At 62.2% G+C, this 21,025-nt stretch carries 24 protein-coding genes; 3 read left to right on the top strand and 21 right to left on the bottom strand.

Translation table 11 applies throughout. The features are described 5' to 3' along the window. Nucleotides 1-26 precede the first annotated feature (26 nt). Nucleotides 27-245 (top strand): hypothetical protein, encoded by a 219-nt coding sequence (locus HCZ97_RS16905; RefSeq protein WP_167690222.1) that lies wholly within the window; start codon nt 27-29, stop codon nt 243-245. Nucleotides 246-425: 180 nt separating this feature from the next. Continuing rightward, nucleotides 426-1,082, top strand: coding sequence for a hypothetical protein (locus HCZ97_RS16900; RefSeq protein WP_217701809.1), 657 nt, complete (start codon nt 426-428; stop codon nt 1,080-1,082). 256 nt (nt 1,083-1,338) lie between these two features. On the opposite strand, the gene HCZ97_RS16895 is transcribed toward HCZ97_RS16900, so the two are convergent. The 21 genes from HCZ97_RS16895 to HCZ97_RS16795 all read right to left on the bottom strand — a co-directional run bounded on the left by HCZ97_RS16895 (nt 1,339) and on the right by HCZ97_RS16795 (nt 18,925). After that, nucleotides 1,339-1,644: a phage tail assembly protein gene (locus HCZ97_RS16895; RefSeq protein WP_167690220.1), complete on the bottom strand. Its 306-nt coding sequence runs from the start codon at nt 1,642-1,644 to the stop codon at nt 1,339-1,341. Nucleotides 1,645-1,656: 12 nt separating this feature from the next. Further along, nucleotides 1,657-2,163 (bottom strand): phage major tail tube protein, encoded by a 507-nt coding sequence (locus HCZ97_RS16890; protein ID WP_167690219.1) that lies wholly within the window; start codon nt 2,161-2,163, stop codon nt 1,657-1,659. Between the two features lie 86 nt (nt 2,164-2,249). Next, nucleotides 2,250-3,428 carry a phage tail sheath subtilisin-like domain-containing protein gene (locus HCZ97_RS16885; RefSeq protein WP_167690218.1) on the bottom strand — a complete coding sequence of 393 codons (1,179 nt, stop codon included), beginning with the start codon at nt 3,426-3,428 and terminating at the stop codon, nt 2,250-2,252. A 96-nt stretch (nt 3,429-3,524) separates the two neighbouring features. Then, nucleotides 3,525-4,028, bottom strand: a complete 504-nt coding sequence (locus HCZ97_RS16880; protein ID WP_167690217.1) for a phage tail protein — start codon at nt 4,026-4,028, stop codon at nt 3,525-3,527. 55 nt (nt 4,029-4,083) lie between these two features. Then, the gene (locus tag HCZ97_RS16875) at nt 4,084-6,525 is read right to left on the bottom strand and encodes a hypothetical protein (RefSeq protein ID WP_167690216.1); all 2,442 of its coding nucleotides are present in this window, start codon (nt 6,523-6,525) and stop codon (nt 4,084-4,086) included. Further along, nucleotides 6,525-7,202, bottom strand: a complete 678-nt coding sequence (locus tag HCZ97_RS16870; RefSeq protein WP_167690214.1) for a phage tail protein I — start codon at nt 7,200-7,202, stop codon at nt 6,525-6,527. The genes HCZ97_RS16875 and HCZ97_RS16870 overlap by 1 nt, the downstream gene beginning before the upstream one ends. Further along, nucleotides 7,195-8,151, bottom strand: a complete 957-nt coding sequence (locus HCZ97_RS16865; RefSeq protein WP_167690212.1) for a baseplate J/gp47 family protein — start codon at nt 8,149-8,151, stop codon at nt 7,195-7,197. Before HCZ97_RS16865 ends, HCZ97_RS16870 begins: the two co-directional genes overlap by 8 nt. Then, nucleotides 8,148-8,537: a GPW/gp25 family protein gene (locus HCZ97_RS16860; RefSeq protein ID WP_167690210.1), complete on the bottom strand. Its 390-nt coding sequence runs from the start codon at nt 8,535-8,537 to the stop codon at nt 8,148-8,150. Before HCZ97_RS16860 ends, HCZ97_RS16865 begins: the two co-directional genes overlap by 4 nt. 1 nt (nt 8,538) lies before the next feature. Next, nucleotides 8,539-8,742, bottom strand: coding sequence for a hypothetical protein (locus tag HCZ97_RS16855; protein WP_167690208.1), 204 nt, complete (start codon nt 8,740-8,742; stop codon nt 8,539-8,541). A gap of 82 nt (nt 8,743-8,824) precedes the next feature. Further along, the gene (locus HCZ97_RS16850) at nt 8,825-9,412 is read right to left on the bottom strand and encodes a phage baseplate assembly protein V (protein WP_167690206.1); all 588 of its coding nucleotides are present in this window, start codon (nt 9,410-9,412) and stop codon (nt 8,825-8,827) included. Then, complete coding sequence (locus HCZ97_RS16845) at nt 9,405-10,187, bottom strand: hypothetical protein (protein WP_167690204.1); 783 nt, start codon at nt 10,185-10,187, stop codon at nt 9,405-9,407. The genes HCZ97_RS16850 and HCZ97_RS16845 overlap by 8 nt, the downstream gene beginning before the upstream one ends. Further along, on the bottom strand, nt 10,187-10,558 hold the full coding sequence (locus HCZ97_RS16840) for a hypothetical protein (protein WP_167690202.1): 372 nt from the start codon (nt 10,556-10,558) through the stop codon (nt 10,187-10,189). Before HCZ97_RS16840 ends, HCZ97_RS16845 begins: the two co-directional genes overlap by 1 nt. Continuing rightward, on the bottom strand, nt 10,558-10,986 hold the full coding sequence (locus HCZ97_RS16835) for a hypothetical protein (protein ID WP_167690200.1): 429 nt from the start codon (nt 10,984-10,986) through the stop codon (nt 10,558-10,560). Before HCZ97_RS16835 ends, HCZ97_RS16840 begins: the two co-directional genes overlap by 1 nt. Before the next feature lie 130 nt (nt 10,987-11,116). Next, nucleotides 11,117-12,106: a major capsid protein gene (locus HCZ97_RS16830; protein WP_167690198.1), complete on the bottom strand. Its 990-nt coding sequence runs from the start codon at nt 12,104-12,106 to the stop codon at nt 11,117-11,119. 12 nt (nt 12,107-12,118) lie between these two features. Next, nucleotides 12,119-12,499, bottom strand: coding sequence for a head decoration protein (locus tag HCZ97_RS16825; RefSeq protein ID WP_167690197.1), 381 nt, complete (start codon nt 12,497-12,499; stop codon nt 12,119-12,121). Nucleotides 12,500-12,502: 3 nt separating this feature from the next. After that, nucleotides 12,503-13,567: a head maturation protease, ClpP-related gene (locus HCZ97_RS16820; protein WP_167690195.1), complete on the bottom strand. Its 1,065-nt coding sequence runs from the start codon at nt 13,565-13,567 to the stop codon at nt 12,503-12,505. A 45-nt stretch (nt 13,568-13,612) separates the two neighbouring features. Continuing rightward, complete coding sequence (locus HCZ97_RS16815) at nt 13,613-13,882, bottom strand: hypothetical protein (protein ID WP_167690194.1); 270 nt, start codon at nt 13,880-13,882, stop codon at nt 13,613-13,615. Further along, a complete protein-coding gene (locus HCZ97_RS16810) occupies nt 13,879-15,459 on the bottom strand; it encodes a phage portal protein (RefSeq protein ID WP_167690192.1) in 1,581 nt (526 codons plus the stop codon). Before HCZ97_RS16810 ends, HCZ97_RS16815 begins: the two co-directional genes overlap by 4 nt. Further along, on the bottom strand, nt 15,456-17,420 hold the full coding sequence (locus HCZ97_RS16805; protein WP_167690190.1) for a phage terminase large subunit family protein: 1,965 nt from the start codon (nt 17,418-17,420) through the stop codon (nt 15,456-15,458). The genes HCZ97_RS16810 and HCZ97_RS16805 overlap by 4 nt, the downstream gene beginning before the upstream one ends. Then, a complete protein-coding gene (locus tag HCZ97_RS16800) occupies nt 17,420-18,130 on the bottom strand; it encodes a hypothetical protein (RefSeq protein ID WP_217701808.1) in 711 nt (236 codons plus the stop codon). The genes HCZ97_RS16805 and HCZ97_RS16800 overlap by 1 nt, the downstream gene beginning before the upstream one ends. A 222-nt stretch (nt 18,131-18,352) precedes the next feature. Next, entirely contained in the window at nt 18,353-18,925 is a 573-nt protein-coding gene (locus HCZ97_RS16795; protein WP_167690187.1) for a phage tail protein, read from the bottom strand. 715 nt (nt 18,926-19,640) lie between these two features. Here HCZ97_RS16795 and HCZ97_RS16790 point away from each other — a divergent pair. Then, on the top strand, nt 19,641-20,750 hold the full coding sequence (locus HCZ97_RS16790) for a hypothetical protein (RefSeq protein WP_167690185.1): 1,110 nt from the start codon (nt 19,641-19,643) through the stop codon (nt 20,748-20,750). Nucleotides 20,751-21,025 lie beyond the last annotated feature (275 nt).

Genomic DNA, 21,025 nt, shown 5'->3' with positions numbered 1-21,025 from the left:
TCGTGCGAAATCCCCACCTTAAGAGCATGGAAGCTTTCGCGATGTTCTTCGCTGTCGTCATGATCGGCCTCGCCCTCGGCGCGGTCGCATTCGTCGGCTATGTGGCGGGCGGCATTCCTGCTGCCCTGCTGTTCGCGGCGCTACTGTTCGGGGTTTATCATTTGGTCACTCGCGAAAGCGGGCGGGCGCGACCCTTGAAAAAGGACCGCTTGAACGCCTTCCAGCGTCCCCTTTCAGAAGACTGAGCCCTGCCATTCCTCTACTGGCCGTGAACCGAGAGTTTGCGCGAAGATGTCGCCTTTAGGATTTGGCTCTGAAAAGGACCGCTCGTTCCGAAAGCACATACTTGATTCAAATGCAGTCCACGGCTTCACTGCAGGCGTTCCCAGATGCAGGAGGGCGATTGCGTGCGGTTTTGGACAGTCATGGCGGTTGTGCTGCCCCTGACGCTTGTGACCGAGGTGCTGAAAGCCGTCCCGGCAGAGGCCGGACTTTGGCGATGGGTCGCTCTCGTTCTGGCCAGCGTCTGTGCCGCCGGCATCACTGCCTACACAGCTGCATCGACGATCAAAGGCGACCGGGTCAATTCGCCAGCATCGCGTTTTCGGCAGTCCGCCTGGCTGCTCATCTCATTGTTTATCGGAATTTGCGTTGCCGCGCTCCATCACGCCGCATCCATCCCGATTGCCTATGGTATAGTGGTTCCACTCGTCTCCGCCGTGTCAGCGGTGCCCTTCGATCCAGCAATGGCAAGTCCCGCCCAGCTTGTTGCATTGGCCGTATTGACGTTGATCCCGACAGTCCTGCTGTCTCTCTTGGTGGCCCTTGTCGTCGGGCGCCTGATCCTTGTTCACGCGCCGAACCGTGGCTGGGCGGCCTTGCTTGCGGGAGCCGGCTTCATTCTACCGGTCGCAATCGCCATGGTCACTCTCCCCTCGAATGACAGGGCGGAAATGCTTGCTGCCATGGGCGGGACGAGCCTTCTTTTCCTGTCGCTGTCTGCTTTGCCCTGGGCAGGCCTCTACTCAATTGCCTATCTTGCAGGTGCGGCGTCTTTCGGTGCGCGCAAGACCGTGAACTAGGTCCGCCCCACTTACATAGCCTTGCGGAAGCGCCGTGCTTTCGGACGGACTTAATAGGGGTGCAGACCATGCAGCCCCACGCAGGGCCCCATATGTCTGCACCGCTGTTACCGCCCTGGCGGATGCTCCATCTTCCAGAGGTCCTGCGCCGCCTGCTGCCACTTGGAAAAGTCCCCGACCTTCATGCGCAGGACATCCGGCAAGGGGGTCGACAGCACCCGCGCCACGAAGGCGGCGGCAAAGCGAAGGTCTTTCGCTAGGTCGCCGCCGCCACGTTTCCCGATGCAGCATCCTCTGCCGCCCGGTCCTTCTGCAGCTGCTGATAAGGGTCCAGCACCAGGCGGGTGATTTCGCGATAGTCGCTTTCCTTCCCCCGCTTGATGGCCTCGACCGACACGCCCGCCATACCAGCCAGCAGGATGACGGTCTGACCCCAGGGCGTCTTGGCTTCTTCGACCTCGATACTGGTGCCCAGGTCGGGTTCATCGAAGGTCAGCGACTTGATGTCCTGATCACCCACCGACAGCGGGCGCTTCAGGTTTACGGTTACGGGGAAATCCATAGTGCGCACCCCTTACAGCAGCAGCGCGGCGCGGATGTCGCCGGTCTGACTGGTGCCGTTGATCGAGACATCGAAATCGTCCGCTTCGATCAGGGTAGCGCCACCGATCTCAAGCTTGAGATATTCCCAGACGAAGGCGTAGTCTGTTTCCGCCTTCTCGCCCGACGCCCAGGATCCGAAATCCACTTCCTTCAGGAAGCCGCGCATGTAGACGGTGGCATTGCTAACGGCCCCGTCTTCATCGACCAGCGCCCCGGTGATCATCAGCGTGCCATTCGTTCCGGGCATGCCGTTGATCGTGGCGACGGTGGCGGGATCAAGCGCGGTCATCTTGAACTTGGCGTTCTCGCGCTCATAGCCCATGGGCACTTCACGCTCCATGACCATGCCGGCATTGCGCATGGTTTCGGTCTTCACCCGGAATGGCGGCACGGTCATTTCCGAGACCTGGCCGACTTTCACGTCTTCATTCAGCCACATCGCCGCGTTGCGCAGGATATAGGCGGGGGTCGATTTCATAACTCAGTCTCCTGATGCAGACGGGCGCCGCAGAATGCGGCCCCCGTGAAGGTGTTAGGATTGGGGGGCGACGGCGCGACAGCCGGTCACGCGGCCTGCAGCGCGGCCTTGGTCAGTTCAAGATAGTAGTCGATATTGCGATGCGCGATGAACCGGATGTCTTCCATCGGCGCGGGCGGCTCGAACTCCATCGAAAGCGTGATCTTGCCCGCTGCTATGTCGGTCGGATCGTTTTGCCTTTCGTCGATCCAGACCTTGCCGCCCAGGATGACGCCCTGCGCCTTAAAACTGCGCATGGCGCCATTGCCGCTTTCCAGCATGAACTTCAGATTGGCCGACGAAAACGGCTTGTCCACGAATTCCAGGTAGGCCTTTTCCATCGCTTCGTTGATGAAGTCCGCCGTGCGCCGCACCGAGAGGAACGCCCAGAGGCTTTCGGTGCCGCAGCCCCGGTTGCCCCAGGTCATGAAACCGGACCCCAGGTTGATGATGGTGCCCACGTTGTTTTCGTTCAGGTAGTTCGCCTGCGCGCCATAGGTCACCGCACGGGATACCCCGCCGATGCCGTTGATCGCCTTGTTCGACAGCGAATGCCAGAAGCCCCGTTCTGTATCCACGCGGGCCTGCACCCCCGCAAACCGGGCCGATGCGGGCCGGGCCACATAGGCATCCGTTTCGCTGTCCCACACCTGCACCTTTGGATCGACCAGATAGATCCGGTCGGACCCGATCAGCGCCTGATAGGTTACCGCCTCTGCATCGGTGGTGTCCGGGCCATCCACGAAGGCGACCGCCCCCAGATCCGCCAGAACCCCGGTCAGTTCGGCCACCACCGGATTAAGCACCGAGGCATCGGACGGGGCCGACAGGCCCGGCAGAGCGATCAGGCGCGGCTTCATCCCGACCACCGGCAGGGATTTCTTCAGCGCGTGAACCCCCGTCAACGCCGCTGCATCACCCACCAGGTTCGTCAGCGTCGCCGCTTCATCCACGCCTTCTTCCACGCGGATGATGATGGTGTAGGGGGCGATCTGGTCAAAGACATCATCGACCGCATCCTTCAGCGTGCCGCCGTCGCCTAGAAGCGCCGCCAGGGCGGAATTGCCCGACAGCAGCACCGGCGTATTCGCCGGGAACACAGATGCATCGGCATCCGGTGCGGTGCCGATCAAGCCGACAACTGCCGACTGTGACACCTGGACCAGAACCGGGGTTTCATTGGATTCCTGCAGGCGCGTGCCATGATGGAAAGACGTGAAGGCCATGATTGTGTCTCCATGAGAGTTGGGAAGCCCCGACAGGACAGTGCCGGGCTGCGCCGGTCGCCCGGCAGTTGAGGATTTCGCCAGGAAGGAAGAAGGTTACGCCAGCCCGAGGGTCGCCAGCCTGTCATCCAGATACCTTGCCACCCATTGCTGGCTGGCCATCACCACCGCCGGATCAATCAACAGATCGACCAGCGCCGCATTCGAAACGATGAACTCGACCCGCACCACGGCGTCGAGTATCGAACCGTCATCCGCATGCGGCTTGGTGACATGGGGCGTATTGGCCACCACAAAAAGCCGCCCTTCGGCATCGTACAGGCCCACCTCGCGCATCACGAAACCGGCCACAGCGGCGGGCACGTTCATCGTCGCGGCAAACTTGGTCGGGAATCCCACCGGGTCAGGCTGATAGATCCGGTCGATGGACGCTCGATAGCGTTCGCGCACCAGTCCGGTCTGCCCCGCGTTAGGCACCACCGACTGGCCGCCACCATCACCAACCGCGATGTCCGCCAGGGCGATCTGTGCGCCCATGGCCTGGGCCTGCGCCATCAGGTCCAGCCCCACATCCGTATGGATCGCAGAATACTGCGGCATCAAAAACTCCTTTTCCTGCAAGAGAAAGCCGTTGAAAAAGCGGCACCGGGCCGCTTCAGACCGCGAAACCCTCGCGGTGGAACTCGCGTTCGATGGTGCGCACGATCAGGCTTTCGCCGTCTTCCGCGACGAAGCCTGAGAGTTCATAACGCACCGGATGACTCTGATGATCGACACTGATATGCCGCCGCACATCGCCAAAAACGGTGCCATTGGTCAGATCGAACACCTTCATGTCGGTATAGACCAGCGTTTCGCCCTCGAACCGCGCCGAAGCCTCCAGGGACCATTCAGCGCAGTTTGCCGGCAGCACAACAGTGGCAGCGATGTTCTGATCGTCGTCACTGTCCAGCGGCACGCCATCATCATCGACATCCACGGCCACGCGCCAGATAAGCGTCTTGGTCCCGACCAACCCCAGGGTCTCGCCGGACACGCTCCAACTCGCGCGGGTGCGCCCAGAGTGAACACCTGCGGGCACCACGACAGCCGCACCAATCAGCGCCTCTGATGTGGACAGAACTGAATGACCGCCAAAATCGTCCATTGTAGCCCCGGCAAAGGACAGCAGCTGCTCGTCCGTGCCGACATTGTCGCGCGCCCAAAGCGCTCGACCTGCCGAGTTCTCGATACTGGTCAGGCCATAGTTGCCGACGATATGCAGCGCCCGGTCATCAGCGCTCGCACTGGCATCGAGCAACATTTTTACCGAACCTCCGGCAGGCCAACGGCAATGCTCAAGAAGCCCACCACGAGCAACACCATTGCGCCGATAGGCATAGAGGTCAGCAGGCCCGAACCGCACGCCGCTGACCAGACAGTCCGTGCCGTAGTCCTCGACAGAAACGTTGGATGGCGGCTCGATCCGCCCGCCGACCACCTCGCAACGCACCGCGGATTCGGGAAACGCCACGACGCTGGAATATTTGGACGGGCCAAAAATGTCGGGCTGCTCTATCCGGCAATCCGTAGCGCCCGAGAAGGCGATCAGGTTGCCGCCCCCGGTCTTGGCCGGATCGATGAACCGGCCCACATCCAGCCAGGGACGGATCAGACGGATGTCGCGGGACCGCTCCCCAATCGAGATTGGCACGTCCTCTTCCGCATCCACAGGAAACCCGCTGTTGCGTTTCCAAGCGCGGATGTCCTCGAAAATCGAGTTTTGGGACAGGAACTTCAGCTCGATGGCGCGGCGGGTATAGCCACCACGGATATTCTTCCAATAGGATCGGACATAGCCATTGCCAAAGACCAGGTTGGACACTGGTCCAAGTGCTTCGATGTTCTCGACATGACCGTTATACATCCCGCTTCGGGCCGAAAAAGGCGCTGATCCGTAGGTTTGATTATTGCCGCTTTGCATCAGGCGATGATTCACCAACGCGATGTCGCGGGCGATGTGGCGAGTGCCCATCATGGCGCTACCGCCCTTGGCCGCACTCACACGGAAATCGACATTCGCAATCCATGCGCCGACCGGGTCGACGCCAATTGTGCCCGCACCCGCCCCTGCCACGGTAATCCCCACAGGGTGTTCGAACTCGAACACCCCATTCTTGATGGCCACGATCCGGGCGATTTCCGACTGACCCGGCATGATGCCACCGGATCCGAAAGTCGTGCCTTCGGTCGCTTCGACAATCCAGACGATGTCGCCGACCTGATAGGATGCCAGATGGAAGCTGTCGGTCAGCCGCGCCGCACCATCGCCCGCCGCAATGGGGGCCAGCGGATGGAACGTGTGGTCATCATCATCATGCCGGGCAAATGCCCCCATCAGATAACAGTTGTCTTGGGTGTAGACCGAAGCGTCAGCCGGGTCTGCTCGGTTCCGAACATTGTCGGTGATCGAGCCCTTGCCATCAATCTCGATACCGTTGCGGCACATGATGGCGCTGTCGATTTTCATGTGGCCCTCAGAGGCCAGTTCGATACGCCCGCCCTGCCCTTGTGCGGCCAGCCAGTCCAGCGCCCGCTGCATTTGCACCGCGTTGCGCGGCGCATCTTCAGCCTTGCCGGTAAAGGCCACATCGAAGGCTTCTGCCTTGAGGTCAAAAGCATTCAGGTTCACGTAAAGACGCGCGAGGCCCGGCGTCTCGATATGAAACGCGTCGTCATCCGGCTCGGCGACGCGATAGGAATATGGAATGCCCTGCCAGATTTCACCGGGGATCGCCCCGCCGTTCTGATAGCTGCGCATCGCGTCCTTCAGCACGTCCTTCGACGCGGCCACCACCGTGGCATCAAAGAAGCGCACCCGCTTCAGCTCATGGGCCTTCACACCACCGTCTTCCAGCACGTGAATGTCATAGATCCCATTCATGACTGAGAAGGACAGCTTGCCGTCCTCACCGGCATGGAACGGGTTGGGCATCTCTAAGCCCGCCAGATCATATAGTTTCGCCAGTATCTCCGTGCCGGATTTGCGCACTGTCACAAGGGCGGCGGCCATGACGTTGCCCGCAAGGTCTTGTGCGAAGAATGATTTGTGTTCCATCAGCTCACCGCGATTGTTGTTGTCTTGAGGGCCGCGACAGGATGCAGCGCGACCACGTGTTCAGAGAGGACCAGAGGTGCGCTCAGCACGATGGCGCAGGTGTTCGCCACCATCGGGCGACCGCGAAACCCCACCCGAAGATCCGCGCCTGCCACGGCGACAGCCCCGAGGTGCAGCTTGGTCGCGGGCGCCACTCCGTGTCGGATGCGCAGGCGGCGCGACACCGGGGCAGCGCCAATGGCGGCCTCGCGCAGATCCGTCATCACCCTGGTGTCCATCACCGGCGAGGCCGGGTCATAGAAGTTGTGGCCTGGGTAGAGCGTCACTGCGAACGCCCCGCGATCCATCGCACTGCCGTTCTGCCACCATTCTTCCAGGTCGCAGTCCGCCCCCATGGCGGCCAGCACCATGCGCACCGCGTAGGGCGTGCCCTTCAGGCGGTGCAGATCCACGGCCCCCGCGATCACATTCCGCTTCAGCGCTTCCGGCCAGGCACCGTTCCAGACATCGACCGAATATTCCCACGCCAGATGGTCGATGAATTCAGGTGCCACCCCATCCGGTGTCTTGCTGATCGCCGCCATCGGCAGATCGAACAGCCGAGCTTCCAGCGCATCCAGCGCCTTGGCCAGGTCCGTCGCAGTCGGGGGCAACAGCGTCTTGCAGTCGTCAGACATCACGCCACCCGCCGGTGATCGACTGCAGTGACAGCTGGATGTCGTCGCAATAGGGGGCATCGAACGGCCCCACGTCTATATTGGCCACGGGCTGGATCAGTTCGACATCCACGACCCCCGTGACGTTCAGCGCCGCCGCGATGGAGGTGCGATAGATTTTCCGGCCGATCCTGATGCGCCCGTCGATGAACGCCTGCAGCGCCTCGTGCGCCGCTTGCTGCACAAGGGCTGCGGTTTCCGGTGTGGTCACACGCAGCACGGCTTCGACCTGGTAGGCCACCGGGTTGGCGGAAATCACGGTCAGCTTGTCACCGACCGGGCGGCGCGTATCCATCGCGCAGTTGTCATAGACGGCCTTCAGAAGACCGGCATCCGCCGTTCCGTCGCCCTCGCGCGTCAACACCACCATCTTCGGTTCGGCTGGCGGTATCGGCGGATCCAGATCATGGTTCGGCCCATAGACGGCGACGTCCACGATCCGGTCATCCGCGTCCAGCGCCCAATAGACATAGGAGCCTTCCGTGCCATGTGGCGACCAAGCTTCGACCACCAGCTGGATCCGGGCACGAAAGGCTTCATCCCCTTCCAGCACCGGATTGTCCAGGTCGCTGTCGTCCAGCACCTTCCGCGCCACCCCGCGCCCTGCCCCGATCTGATCCAGATCGTCCCCCGTGGCCGTCGCCAGGAAGACCGAGCGCACCGCCTTGTTGATCCGGTTTTCCAGATAAAGTTCGCGCGCCGCTGCGGCTTCGTTCAGGTAGCGCATCGGACTGGCCGCCACATTGCGCGCCAGACCCATGATTTCCGCCACCCGCGTCGCATCGAAGACCTCGCCCAGTTGGCCTTCCAGTTCTGTCAGGCGGGCTTCAAGGATCGCTTCATAGTCCAGCACTCCGACGCCTGAAGGATCGGGAAGGGATGCCAGGTCCAGCGCAGAAAATCGGCTCATAAGGTCAGCCTCCAGGCATCGGTGCGGTCGCTCTGCACGCGCACTGTTCGCTTGTCGTCGGTCACGGTGGTGCGGTCGCCAAGGTGGCCCCTCGGCAGGTAGGCCCCGGCAAGGGTCATGCTGAAGCGGCCCTGCGCGGTGCCCTCGACCTGCACATCCGTCAGGTCGAAGCGCGGTTCCCAGAGGTCTATCGCCTCGGCCACGGCCACATAGACGGCCAGCACGTTTTCATCATTCATCGGGGCATCGACCAGGCCTGGCAGGTCGGACCCGAACTCGCGGCGGAAGACACGGGTGTTCAGCCGGGTGCGCAGCAAGGTCTGTATGCTCTGGACCACATGCGGCCAGCCTTCGATGGTCCCGCCAGTCAGGTGGTCCAGGTCCATGTCAGCTGCCCGCCTCTTCCACGCCCGTCGCAGCGGCTGCGACGACCTTGGGCTTGCGGCGCGATGGCAGCACCAGACCGCTGCCGTAGGGCGCAAGGTAGTATTTCGCGGCCCTACGGGTCAGCCGCACCGTTTCGCCCCGCCGGCACCAGCGCCCCGCTATCTCGCGGCTTTGAGTCACTTCGAAGTCCAGTTTTTCCGACATTGTTTTTCCTTTCCTGAAAGCCCCCGGCGCGGCCTGAGCCCCGGTTCGATGAAACCCCAGCGGCCCTCAAGGCGCGCAGGTATCAGCTCGGAACCGAAGTCATCGACGGGCCAGCCGCGACACCGCCATGCAGATGCGTGTCCCCGACGTTCACCCCGTTGTGCGTCAGCGATACGCCTTCGATCATCACGCTGTCGCCCCGGATCACCACCGTGCTGCCGTTCAGTTCGATGCCCCCGGCGGTCAGCGTCACCGCGCTGGATCCGACCTGCACCACCACCGTCGCCCCGCCGCCGGAAATCGTCACGCTGGCCGCGCCGACCGAGGCCACCACATAGGCATCCCCTGCCCCGGAAGGCCGCCCGTTGGCATCCGAATTCAGACTGCCCTGGATGCTGGCATCGACCAGGTCGCCGCTTTCCGAAAAAAGGCGCACCTGCTGGCCGACGGATGGCGGATTGTGTGTCTTGTTTGCCCCCGCCGCCGGTTCTTCCCAGGGCAGCCAGCCGGTCAGAAATGGCATCTCACCGTCCTGCAGGCGCACCCGCGCCAGCCCCTTGGCCGGATCCACTTCGGCCACGACGCCCGTACGGGTCTGCCCGCGCAGGCGGCGTTCCAGATCGGCCACCCGGCGGCGCAGATCCGCGATGATCGAAGACAGGTTAGACATGGGGCACCACCTGACCGCCGCCGGGCGGGGCAATCTCGACATCGCGCGCCACACCGCCAAAGCTGTAGAGCTTCAGCGCCTCGGCATCGGCGCGGGTCATGCCGGTCAGCTGTTCGAAATCGGCGTAGGGCCCGCTGGAAGGCGCGCCTAGCGCCATCTGGAACAGCTTCAGCTGCGGCACGGAATGCGCTTCCATCAGCGCCATGAACCGCCCCCAGGGGCCTGACGGATCCAGCACCTGACCGGGGGCCGGATCCGCGAAAGCCTCGACCCGCAGCTTGGTCTGACCGGCAGCAACGCGCACCTGATCCGCTGCGCTGCCCGACCTGGCATGATGCTTGGCGACATGCGACAGGATGAAGCCCCGGAAGACTTCGGACCACGGGTTTTTCGGGTCGGACAGGACGCTGGAAATTTGCCAGTCCAGAAGATCCAGAACCGCTTCGAAATGCGCATCGGTGGCCGGTAAGCCCTCGACGATCTCGGCTTCCCCGGTCGCGCGGTTGGTCTGCGTCATGGTCATGGCCACGCCGGAATTGAACAGGATGTCCACCCGACCATTGCCGCGCAGCCCGACCTGCCCCGGACCATCGACCCGCGCCGCATCCGTATAGACGGCGATGAAGGGCTGTTGCTGATCGGTGCGCAGCCCCTGGCCGTTCGGGTGATCGAAGGCCGAAATCTGGCTGTCTAGCACGTTGTGGCCCACCAGCGTATCCCCGGCCTTCAGCGCCTCGATTGCGGCGATCCGCAGGGCCATCATCATCAGCGACATCAGTTCGCATCCCCCAGGTCACAGATCAGGCGCAGGTGCGACCGATCATCCACCGCCAGTACGTCGAAGACCGGCTGGCCGGGGCGATCCAGCGCCACGACCTTGTCACCTTTGCGCGGCGTCAGGGCGGGCCATGCCGCGCGGTCGATCTTCAGCCAGCCGCCCGACGCCAGGACACCGCGCCTGCGCCCCGAGGATCCGACAAAACTTGGCCGGTCTTCGTCCCGCATGCCGGTGCGCAGGATCGCCGCAATCTCTGCCATGTCTCGGGACATATCGCTGACCGCACCGGACATCGGCAGGTGCCGAATAGGCTCGGACCAGACGTCATCCACCTCGGCCTGCAGGTCTGCGCGCAGGTCGGCATCCATCAGGACCGCGCCGCGTCTTGCGCCTGGGCCAGCGCAGTTGCCGCGTCATCCAGATCAGCCTGCAGCGCCTGCCAGCGCGGCTGATCTTCGGTCAGCGTTTCCATTTCCGACTGGATCACACCATAGGCCGCCTGCGCGTCCGCGACCGACAGCACCACGCCGCCCGGATCCGGGATCAGCGACGCCTGCGCCTTGCCCGTCGCACTACCAGCGGCAGATGCCTTGCGGGCCGCCTTCGTCACGGACTTCATCGGCGCGGGCGCATCAACCGCCACCGCAAAGCGGTCGGCAATCATATGCGCGGCGTAGTCTGCAGGCAGCTGCACCGGCGTGCCGATCATCATGCGTCGGTCTTCTTTCTCGCCCAGAATTTCCGCCGGAACCGGCGTGGCGCTGGTGAAGCTTACCCAGCTTTTCTTCGTGGCCATGCTGGCCCCCTTTCACGTTCTGAAGCTTTTGCCCGCTGCGGGCGAATGGCCCTTGTGGCCGCGACGAAAGACCCGTTAGTCAAATGCCGGGCCTCTGTTCCTGTCTTCCCGATGACCCATGCGGGTCAAATCAGATGGTGATTTTGCGCAAGACGCCCGGTTTGGTGCAGAGCGAAATGGCGTTCATCTGGCTGTCCAGGTGTCGCCCCTTGCCGTTCGCCATCGGATACTGATGGCCGTAGCGCGGCAGGCCGATGGTGTTCACCGTCTCTTCCAGATCCGCCGGGGCGAAGCGGGTGATGAACAGTTCCGGCACACCGAGCGGCACAAGGCGGGCTTCATTGGCCGCGATGAAGGGCGCCCCCCCATTGGCCGCCGACGCCTTCTTGCCGGTGCGGTAGCGTTCCCAGGTGACCTGACCGAAGCGGAAGACATCCGGCGCGCCGTCCCGCAGGGTGCCCCCCGATTGCGCCAGGTAGGTTTCGCGCACTTCCGGCTGATCCCAGAGATAGGCGTGCAGCTGATCCCCGCACCAAGCATGGATGCCCGAATAGGCTTCGTCCAGCGCGTCTTCCATGGGGATAACGATGTTCTGCTTGATCGCCGTCGCCAGCTTGGACACGTCACCATCCAGGCCAAGCGACACCGCCCCTGGCACCGCGATGCCGAAGCGGTCATAGAGGTTGTGCAGCACCTTCCCCTTGCCCGACAGGATAATGCCCTTGATCGCGCCGACGCGCTGGTGTTCCAGCGTCGCGTCAAGACGGCGCGCGTGACGTTCCAGCTTGCTGTCGACCCGGTTCTGCATCGTTTCCAGCTGGTCGGTGCTGCCAAGAAGACGGACGCCCTGCACCTCGTCCGCCTTGACGGAATCGTTGATCTCGAAATGGTCGATCTCGAACGGGATCAGGCGGCGGTCATCATCCGCAATGGTCACGCCCGGCCCGCCGCGTTCGGTCGGTTCGATGATCGACAGGGTGCCGTTCTGTTCCTCGACCTTTATCGTGGTCGATTGCACCCCCTCTTCATGAAAGATGCCGGTGGCCCCCACCTGCCCCGGCACGAAGGGCTGGCTGTTCAGCGCTGCCGTCAGCGCGATAATCGAAAAGTCTTCCCACATATCGCTGTTCCCCTAGCGAGCGCGAATGCCGACAGCCTCAAGCTGTGCAATCTTGGCATCCGTCTTGGTTTCATCATCGACGCTGGCGTCGAAGCTCAGCATCGGCAGCTTCACCGTGGCGTCACGGTCCACCACGACCGCATCCACGTCCGCATCCGTCGCATTTACGCCGTAGCCTAGGATCGCAGTCGCGACCTCGGCCCCTTCCTTGCCCACCACCTCGCCAGCCGGTGCGGCGGTGAACTTGTCGCTGGCGGTGATCCTGCCCAGCACGGTGCCAGCTTCCAGCTTGCCCGCGCCCGCCGCGATCACGACCTGGTTGAAGGAACGGTTGCCCGCAGCCGGCACCAGCAGGAAGGCAAGGTTCCGCTTCGGCATGGTTTCATTATCCATCGGTTATGCCCCCTTCAGGGTACGGGCGGCATAGATGCCGCTGGTGTCGATGACGGCGCGCGGCTTTGCCGGGGCACCGCCGCCGGGCTGTGCCAGATCCTGCGCCGCCGTGCGGCGCTGCTGGTACTGCTGTGCGGTCGGCTGCCCGCCATCCGGCGCATCGCCGTCAGGGTCTTCCTGCGGGGCCTGCGCATCGCCTGCGGCTGCCGTCATCACGGCTGCGGCCTCTTCCACCGGCAAGTCGGTCTCGAATGCCAGATGTGCGGCCAGCGTGGCGCGACCAGCTGCCGACGCATGCGTGGTGATGGCCTTGATACGAGCCTTCACATCTTCAGCGGTCGGCCCCTCGGGGGTCGGGTTTGCCATGGGCGGTGTCTCCTTTTCATGGGCTTTGGGTTGCGGGGCTTGATGCTTGGCGGCTTCGGGCCTGGGGGCCTCTGCCGGGGCGGCAAGCGCCTTGAAGGACCATCTTTCCTTGCGGGCCGTGGTCTTCAGATGCTTGGGCGCCTGCGCATAGGCGCGGTAGTCGAAGGCGGCGACGGCCTTGGCCTTGCCGGCTTCGGTATCCGTCGCGAAGCCGCGTTCAACCGCCTCTGCGCCGGTCAGCCAAAGCTCATCCTTCATTTCGCTGCGGATGTCGTCGGGATCGTCGCCGGACCGTTCGGCGTAGATGTCGGCCATCAGGTCGGCCAGCTTGTTCAGCTGTTCCGTCGATTTCTCATGATCACCGGCATTGCCCCAGGTCATCATCGCCGGGTCATGGATCATCATCAGGGCACCGGCCCGCATGGTGATCGTGTCCCCCGCCATGGCGATGACCGAAGCTGCGGATGCTGCGATGGCATCGACCACCACGGCCACCGCGCCGCGATGGCTGGTCAGGGCGTTGTAGATGGCAATGCCATCGTCGGTATAACCACCGCCCGAGTTGATCCGCACGGTGATGTCGGTATCGCGCCCGACCTCTGCCAGTGCCCCGATGACCTCGGATGCCGTGAAGCCATCGCCCCAGAAGTCATCTCCGACGACCCCGTAAAGCAACAGTTCACCGTCCACCAAAATTGGCATGGTGCTGTCTCCTGATTGTGTGAAGGAAGGGAAAGCGGCCCGGCCTCAGCCGAAGCGGAACCGCTTTGCGTATCGGACCCGCCGCCCGCTGCCGGACTGGCGGTCGCATTCGGCTTGGTACTGGTCGATCAGACTCGCCAGCCGCCGATCATTCGGGGATTGAAACGTCACCTCTTCCCCGTCGATCCGCACCGTCTGGCGCAGCCCGCCGGTCGCCAGCTTCAACTGCATCTTCTTCAATGCGCCCACCACGTCACAGGGCCGGGTGATGTCGATGGTGTCTGCCCCGATCCGCACCGAGCTGGAAATCGTCATGGCACTCGCTCCGTCTCGGTCAGCGGCACCGGGTCACGCGCCGCATAGGGCGAGGACATGCCCGCATCCACATAACGCCGGTGTTCGCGCTGACGTTCTTCAAACAGGGCATCCGGGTCCACGCCCAGATCACCGGTTTCGATTGCGATGGAACTGGTGCCGTTCGTCAGCCGCTCCGAAGCTGCGCGGGCGCTCTTGTAGTCATCCGCTGTCGGTTTGGCCGGTCCTTGCCAGCTGGCCGTCACCACCCGGTCGCGATGCGCCAGAAAGGCGGCATAGCCGCCCTTGAACGGGATCCGGCCTTCGCCAATCTCTTCATCCAGCCAGTTTTCATAAGGCATCTGGCACATCGGCGCGGCGATGCGCTCGCGCCGCCGGGTTACCACCGACCAGATGCTGGCGTTTTCCATCCGCACGCTGGAGTAGGTGGCCTTGCTGTGATCCATCGTCAAACCGCCGTAGGTGATGCCGATGGTCCGCGCCATGTCCCGCGCCAGGCTGCCCGAGAACGGCAGGAAATCCTTGCCCGGCACATTGGCCGTTTTCAGGTCCAGCCCCTCGCCCGGCCCCAGGTGCGACACCTGCGGATCCGCCCCGACCGAAATCCGGCTCTCCGCCGCCCGGTCCATCTGCGCGCCCAGGTAGCCAAGGTACTCCTGCGCCAGCTCACCCCCGCCTGCCCCGGTTTCCTTCAGGGTTTCCAGCGCCTCGAAGGCATCCTGGCTCGGGCTTTCGCTGGTCAGCGTGATCGCGAAGACCGTCTGCAGGATCGCCATCTGCAACGTGGCATCGTCCAGCATTTCCGCCTGGATATGCTTGCGGAAGGCCGGGGCCAGCTGCGAAATCCCGCGCACGTCTTCGCTGTCCATCGGGTCGAAGATGTGCATGACCAGCGGCCTGCCGTCCGCATCGAAGGCCGCGAAGTCGCCTTTCACTTCTCGCCCCGCAGGCCCCGTGCGGAACCGATAGGACACCGGACGCCCGTTTTCGTCATGCTGCACCCCCTGGAACAGGCCCGCGCCCGCATTGGTGTCCTGCACAAGGCGGTGCGGCGGCACCAGGCGCAGCTTCGTGCCCGTCTTGATCCCATAGCGGCGGCGGGTTTCCGTGTCGAAGAAGTCGAAGACCCCGGTTGCTTCGCCATAGGCGATGTGCCAGCGCAACCCGATGTCGACCATCTGCGCGCCCGTCAGCTTGCCGTTCATCGAACATTCCGAAGCCGTGCCCCAATAGCGCCGCCAGCGTTTCTTCACCAGGCGGATCCAATCGGCTTCCTCTTCGCGGGTCCAGCCAAGTGCCTGAAGATCCGGCTGCGGTGACAGATTCAGACCGACCCCTACCGTATCGGCCAGTACCTGGTCCGTCGCGCCCTTCAGGCGGCCCGAATTCTGGATCAGATCCATGGCCAGACCGGCGGCGCGTTCCCAGCTGCGCCGCACATCGTCTTCGTGTCGGGTCAGCGGGGCCATGCGCGATGCGATGACACCGCTCTTGGTATCGCGCAGATAGCGGGCAACAGGGCGCTGGCCCTGCTCCGCGATCAGGGGCGACCCATCCGGCTTGATAAGTCCTTTCATTGCGTGCGCCTCTTCCACTTGGATCGCGCAGACGGCACCGGGGCCGGTGCATCCGGCGCAGGCGCTGGCTGCGGGTCATCGACCGGGGCAATCGCGCCCGGCATCAACAGGTCTTCGAAGTCGCCCTGCACCGCCTCGGGCGGGCATTCCCGTTCGGCCATCAACTGGTCCCACTCGACATCCTGCAACGCCCGGATACCCAGACGGATGCCCGCTGCTTCGGCCTGCAGATGCGTGTCCAGGCCCTCATTCGCCTGGTTCGGATCCTTCACCCACAGATACCGGGTGAAGCCGCTCTTGGCCTTCTGTGCCTTGCGGCTTTCGGCGGTCAGCTGGCGGAAGTATTCGTCTTCCAGCCCCTTCGGCAGCGCGATGTAGCCGCGTTCTTCCGGGTCTGTTTTGCGCATGTTGCGGTAAAGACCCATCTTCAGAACCGAAGACGCAAAATTGAAGAACCGTTTGGAATAGCGCAGCAGCTTGCCGCGCCGGTTGCGTTCGCGCTTCACCTGCTGCAGCAGCGGCGCGGTATCGGGATGCACCCCCCGCACCATGATGACGCGGGACGCCGGATGCTTGCGCGCCCAGTCCCAGACATCCTCCGTATAGGCGTTGCCGTCGATGGCCAGCGCGTCGATCTCGATCTTTCGGCCATAGGCATTTCGAAAGCCCTGCTTCAGCAGCGCGTTCAGCTTCAGCTGGCACTGTTCCTCGCTGATGTGCCCGTTGAAGACGCCGTATTCCACGACAGCCCGACGCCGTTTCGTGCCCCAGGCCACCACCTGCCATTCAACCCGGTCGCCCTGACAGTCCACGCCGCAGGTCAGAAGGGGGAACCCCGCCGGGATCGTGCCGCGCGGATAATCCGATTCCGATGCCCGGTCGCGGATTTCTTCCCAAGGCGGGGCCTCGCCAAGAATGCGGTAGGCCCGCCCCACGACGTCATTCCAGAACGTCTGTTCGCGCGGCGGATCGCCCTTGGCATCCAGCCAGCTGCGCGCGATCCGCTCGAACGACTGCAGCAGCGAATAGGCCGACCAGATATAGAACGACCGATGCACCCGCTTCATCTTCGGGTTCATCGCCCGCCATTCGGCCCCTCGCAGCATCTTCGCCCGGTGGTGTTCTTCGATCACCGCCCCGCAGGCTTCACAGGTGAAATGCGCCTGTTCGGCATGGTCTTCATCCAGCGACCCGAGGAAGTTCTCCCAATCCAGCGTCTGCATATGGGCGCATTCATCATGCGGGCATGGCAGATACAGGAACTCCTGCGACCCGGCTTCGAAATTCTTGGTAATCCGGCAGCCCGGCACCACCATCGGCGTGCTGATCTTGAAGATCTTGGCGAACTCATAACCCTGCGACCGGCTGTCGGCCTGTGTCTCGGGATCGCCTGCGCTGTTCATGTCCCACTTGGCCAGGTCATCCTGCACCTGGCGTGACATCGACACCTGCGACAACGATGCAGGCGAATTCGCCCCGGAAATTTGGATCGCCCCGCGACCGTCGCGCCGCTCCTTGTAGAAGACCGAATCCTGCCCGTCCCGCGCTTTCATCGGGAAGATGCGTCGCAGGCTGCTGGTGCCCTTCAGCATCGGCGCCAGCTTCATCTTCGACCAGCGCCGGGCGTTTTCCTCGGTCGGATGGACATAGAGGAAATCGCCCGGATCCATATCCATGGACCCACCGGTGAAGATGTTCGCCAGCACGGTGCCCCCCAGCTGCGCCGACTTCGAAAGGGTCACGACGCGGCAGGGATCATCGGGCGAAAGCGCCTGCAGGATTTCGTTGAAGTAGCTGAACCGCTCGGCGCTGTAGGGGCCGGGCAGCGGGCTTTCGCGTCTGGAAAACACGATGTTCTGTTCCGCCCATGCCAGGTAATTGACCGGCGGCGGCGGATCCAGCACATCGGCCATGATGTCTGCCGCCATCCATTCGGCACTGGTCACATCAATATCAAGCATCAGTCTTCCAGGTCGATTTCGGTGGTGACGTCCTTTTGCGCCGCCTCGGCGCGGGCGCGCTCCTTCATCGCCGCCGCGCGCCGCACCTTGACCATTTCGGCGCGCAGCAGATGCAGGACATCGCGCTGCGGGACGTTGAACTGCCCCGACACGGCAGCCGCCAGGTCCGGCAGCGCCCCTTCGAAGATCTGCAGCATCATGCCCGCGATCCGGGCCAGCTGTTCGCGGGCATCATCCGCCGCCATCAACGTGCCGGCCTTCACGGCTTCATCCGCCGCCTGCAGGCGGTTGCGGCGCAGTTGTTCTTCCAGCTTGGCCCGCTTCAGCTGGTCTTCGATGCTGTCGACCTTGGCCAACAATGGCGCGGGTGCTGGTGCATCAGGTTCGAAGGGCTCGATCACCTCGGGCGACGCTGGCTGAAGCGGGATCTGCCGGGGAGGATCGGCAGGCGCTTCAGCCGCCGCCGAACGCGGCGCAGGATGCCCGGTGCCCGCCGGTGCATCCCCGCATGTCCGCGTGGCGATCCCGTTGCCCAGGGACTGGCCGATGTCGCGATTGCGGCGGACCTGTTCCAGCGCGATGTCAAAGCGGATCTTTCCCTTCTTGCCTTCGCCCGAGAAGGCATCCTCGCGCAGGATATCCTTCGTCTTCCACTGGCTGACAGCTGCGCGGCTGACACCCAGCTTGCGTGCGAAATCGGCCTGGCTCATTTCCTGCATTTGCAAAGCCCCCTCGCATCGGGACCGGATCGCCGGGCCTGTTAAGCCCAAGGCGTTAAGTGGCCCAAGTGTTAAGGCTTTGGAAAACCCGTCAGACTGGCCACCCCTCGGGCGCTATCCGCACCGCGTCACCTCAAGACGGGCTACGGTCCCTTTTTTCCGCGGCCGAGTTTGACCTGATTTTGAAACAAGAGATCTCTTGCCTTGCTGGCTTTAGCGGGCCAACAGGCGGCTGAATTCATGATCCAGGCGTTGCGGCAGAACCCGCGCAACGGTATCGCGGAAAGCCTTCAGGCTTGCGCCCTCCACCATCTCCTTGGGGATGAAGACACCGGACGTGACCCGTTCCAGATCAGTGCGCCCGTCCGCCCGGACGAAGACATGGCCACCCATGCTGCGGATGTCGACTCGACGACCAGGGAATAGACCACCGCGAAAGAAGCTTTCCGCGAACCAGTCATTGCCCCGTGCATCCCCCAGCTTTGCCACGACGCCGTCACGGGTCTCGCGCTTCTTGAAGTACTTCAGCGACACATCCCCGCCTGCGCTGTTCAGCTGGTACTCGGGTTCCGACCAGGTAGAGCGTTTGACCTTCACGGATCGCCGGATCAGCTTCTGCGGCAGGCCCGTCTGCTTTGCCAGCGCCTTGACCACCTGCGTGCGCCCCATGTCGCCCGCCCGGTTCATCGCTCTGACAGCCACCTTCGGGCCATCTTCACCCAGGCCAATCAGCATGTTGTCGAACCGCTTCAGATCTTTCACATCGACTTCACCAACGCGGAACATGACCGCACCCCCAACATTCCACTATGCATCAGCCCGAACACGAACTGACGCTGCCTGACGCGAAAAGCCAGCCGTGGGTTTCCACGACTGGCCGACAGATGGGATTTTGAAAGAGCCTTGCCCGATACGAGCAGCCCGCACGAAAATAGGCCCGCGCACTTCAGCCGGGCCATTCGGGAATTGCAGCAGCAGTGTCACAGGCAGCGGCGCGTTCGCGCGGTGGCCTGGACATGACAGAATGTGAAGCGAAACGGGATTGTCTCTTGCGCGTCTCTTCACCCGGAAGCCAAGCGTGCATCTTTCTGCAGTGGGTCAGCAACCTTCGTCGCCCAAGTGTTAAGCGCAGACGGTATTTTGCGTCAACCCCCCTTAACATCGTGCCGGGGCAGCTTAACGGTCTGACAGAAGGTTGCTCAATCGGTTGGAACCTACATGGTATGGGCGGACAGCCGACCTTAGCTGCGCTGTGGAGAAGGGCAGAAAAGCGCATTTTGCGCACGATGCGTTTGCCCACTTGGATTGGTCAGGCGGCGCAGGATTTTGCTCTATTAGAGTTAGGTTGCGGGCATTTTCCACATGCCGACCTCGGGCTGAAACCTTCATGCGCCCCCGTTCCCCCTGTAGCGATAGAGCTGACAGAAGGCAGACGCGGCTCATACGCATGTGCCTAATGGCGCGGCATCGACACGTTTCATCATATCAAGCTATAGAAAACATGAATGATCTAAAACGCGGGGCAGGAACAGTGTTCGCCACATTATACGGAGAACTATCAGAAACTAAGCCAGAAGGCAGGCATTTCGTCCGGAGTTCTGACGGCATTTGGCACCTTCAAGAAGCCAACTTGCCCACCAGCGATATCATGGATGCCTTCGAGAGGTTAAACATGAAATCCCTTCAACTGCTGTTTGATACCCCAGAGCAGTTTTGGGATACGTTGGAAGCTTCCGATTTTAATATTGTGCATGCAGGCTTAGACCCAGAGGCACTATGCAATCGAGATGACTTCAATCGCGCAGCTCTCGCGATGAAGTGTCCTAATACGAAGAAGCTTCTGTATTACTACTCAATTCGACACCATAATCACGTGGCGCAAAATATCATTAGCCATATCACCGTCAGTCTTGGAGACGCCTACGCAGCTCTTGCTTTACCAAATTTGCATGAAAATGTTCCGCTCGACGAACAAGCTTTCGCACCCGGAGAGGCTTATCGTAGTACTGTGTCGCCTTTGGGCTTTAGGATATGGGCCAATCTCAATTTCTGCATAGAGAAGACTATCAGTTTTCTTGATTTCAGCGCGAAGTACGTTGCCGACTTATCAAGCATAAGGCCAGGAATGACGTCTTGGAAGTCGAAGGCTCGCGACGTGACGTTTGGAAAATGGAAGCACACTCGCTTAGGGAAAGAAACGCCCTTGTCCGAGTTTAGCGATGAACTGCGTCTACTCATGTCTTTGCGTGACGAAACCGTCCACAATGGAACAATTGACCACTTTTCAAGAATCTATGAGCATACCTCTGGAGCGAAGGTAAATAGACGCTTTGTGCTTATGCCCGATCATGACAAAGGACGGTTACTTACGGCAGCTGGACGCAAGCGTTTTTTCTCTCAAGACAATCACCTCAACGCCATGCTTCCGGATATGTTAGATCGAGTGCTTGGTGATGCACTCGCCTCCCTAAACCTGATAGATGAACGCATCGAGAAGCGATGGGACGACATGGAGGGTTATTTCAAACGATATCCTGATCTGTTTAGCGCTTTGAAGATAGCCGAAGAAGAGAACGCCTTTTTGAAGTTCACTCCGTCAGACGAGAAATAGCTCGAAAAATTGACCAGGAGACGGAAGTCTTGGAAGTAGTTGCAAGACTGACCGCTATGGGCTGACACCGGCCATCCGCGGCGCTTGACCCAAAGGTCGGCTGTGGGCCGCGAGCGGCGGGCGCTGCGTCCCGCCAGGTGTTCGGCTCACTGCGTCGCCGCAAGTCTGCTCCCAGCCCGTTCCCCTCATTGGCGACGACGCGCGTTGGGCCTATCCTCTCCTGAAGAAGAGCAAGGAAACACGATGGGCGTACCAACATCGAAAACAGAACTTCT

The organism is Pseudooceanicola sp. HF7, from assembly GCF_011806405.1.
Classification (GTDB): domain Bacteria; phylum Pseudomonadota; class Alphaproteobacteria; order Rhodobacterales; family Rhodobacteraceae; genus Pseudooceanicola.
Note: the sequence above shows the minus strand (reverse complement) of the source record. Positions and strands in the feature narration are given on the sequence as shown.

Bases quoted from the DNA above. Each gene is read 5' to 3' on its own strand.
- HCZ97_RS16905 (WP_167690222.1), top strand. From the start codon at position 27: ATGGAAGCTTTCGCGATGTTCTTCGCTGTCGTCATGATCGGCCTCGCC.
- HCZ97_RS16900 (WP_217701809.1), top strand. From the start codon at position 426: ATGGCGGTTGTGCTGCCCCTGACGCTTGTGACCGAGGTGCTGAAAGCC.
- HCZ97_RS16895 (WP_167690220.1), bottom strand. From the start codon at position 1,644: ATGGATTTCCCCGTAACCGTAAACCTGAAGCGCCCGCTGTCGGTGGGT.
- HCZ97_RS16890 (WP_167690219.1), bottom strand. From the start codon at position 2,163: ATGAAATCGACCCCCGCCTATATCCTGCGCAACGCGGCGATGTGGCTG.
- HCZ97_RS16885 (WP_167690218.1), bottom strand. From the start codon at position 3,428: ATGGCCTTCACGTCTTTCCATCATGGCACGCGCCTGCAGGAATCCAAT.
- HCZ97_RS16880 (WP_167690217.1), bottom strand. From the start codon at position 4,028: ATGCCGCAGTATTCTGCGATCCATACGGATGTGGGGCTGGACCTGATG.
- HCZ97_RS16875 (WP_167690216.1), bottom strand. From the start codon at position 6,525: ATGGAACACAAATCATTCTTCGCACAAGACCTTGCGGGCAACGTCATG.
- HCZ97_RS16870 (WP_167690214.1), bottom strand. From the start codon at position 7,202: ATGTCTGACGACTGCAAGACGCTGTTGCCCCCGACTGCGACGGACCTG.
- HCZ97_RS16865 (WP_167690212.1), bottom strand. From the start codon at position 8,151: ATGAGCCGATTTTCTGCGCTGGACCTGGCATCCCTTCCCGATCCTTCA.
- HCZ97_RS16860 (WP_167690210.1), bottom strand. From the start codon at position 8,537: ATGGACCTGGACCACCTGACTGGCGGGACCATCGAAGGCTGGCCGCAT.
- HCZ97_RS16855 (WP_167690208.1), bottom strand. From the start codon at position 8,742: ATGTCGGAAAAACTGGACTTCGAAGTGACTCAAAGCCGCGAGATAGCG.
- HCZ97_RS16850 (WP_167690206.1), bottom strand. From the start codon at position 9,412: ATGTCTAACCTGTCTTCGATCATCGCGGATCTGCGCCGCCGGGTGGCC.
- HCZ97_RS16845 (WP_167690204.1), bottom strand. From the start codon at position 10,187: ATGTCGCTGATGATGATGGCCCTGCGGATCGCCGCAATCGAGGCGCTG.
- HCZ97_RS16840 (WP_167690202.1), bottom strand. From the start codon at position 10,558: ATGGATGCCGACCTGCGCGCAGACCTGCAGGCCGAGGTGGATGACGTC.
- HCZ97_RS16835 (WP_167690200.1), bottom strand. From the start codon at position 10,986: ATGGCCACGAAGAAAAGCTGGGTAAGCTTCACCAGCGCCACGCCGGTT.
- HCZ97_RS16830 (WP_167690198.1), bottom strand. From the start codon at position 12,106: ATGTGGGAAGACTTTTCGATTATCGCGCTGACGGCAGCGCTGAACAGC.
- HCZ97_RS16825 (WP_167690197.1), bottom strand. From the start codon at position 12,499: ATGGATAATGAAACCATGCCGAAGCGGAACCTTGCCTTCCTGCTGGTG.
- HCZ97_RS16820 (WP_167690195.1), bottom strand. From the start codon at position 13,567: ATGCCAATTTTGGTGGACGGTGAACTGTTGCTTTACGGGGTCGTCGGA.
- HCZ97_RS16815 (WP_167690194.1), bottom strand. From the start codon at position 13,882: ATGACGATTTCCAGCTCGGTGCGGATCGGGGCAGACACCATCGACATC.
- HCZ97_RS16810 (WP_167690192.1), bottom strand. From the start codon at position 15,459: ATGAAAGGACTTATCAAGCCGGATGGGTCGCCCCTGATCGCGGAGCAG.
- HCZ97_RS16805 (WP_167690190.1), bottom strand. From the start codon at position 17,420: ATGCTTGATATTGATGTGACCAGTGCCGAATGGATGGCGGCAGACATC.
- HCZ97_RS16800 (WP_217701808.1), bottom strand. From the start codon at position 18,130: ATGAGCCAGGCCGATTTCGCACGCAAGCTGGGTGTCAGCCGCGCAGCT.
- HCZ97_RS16795 (WP_167690187.1), bottom strand. From the start codon at position 18,925: ATGTTCCGCGTTGGTGAAGTCGATGTGAAAGATCTGAAGCGGTTCGAC.
- HCZ97_RS16790 (WP_167690185.1), top strand. From the start codon at position 19,641: ATGAATGATCTAAAACGCGGGGCAGGAACAGTGTTCGCCACATTATAC.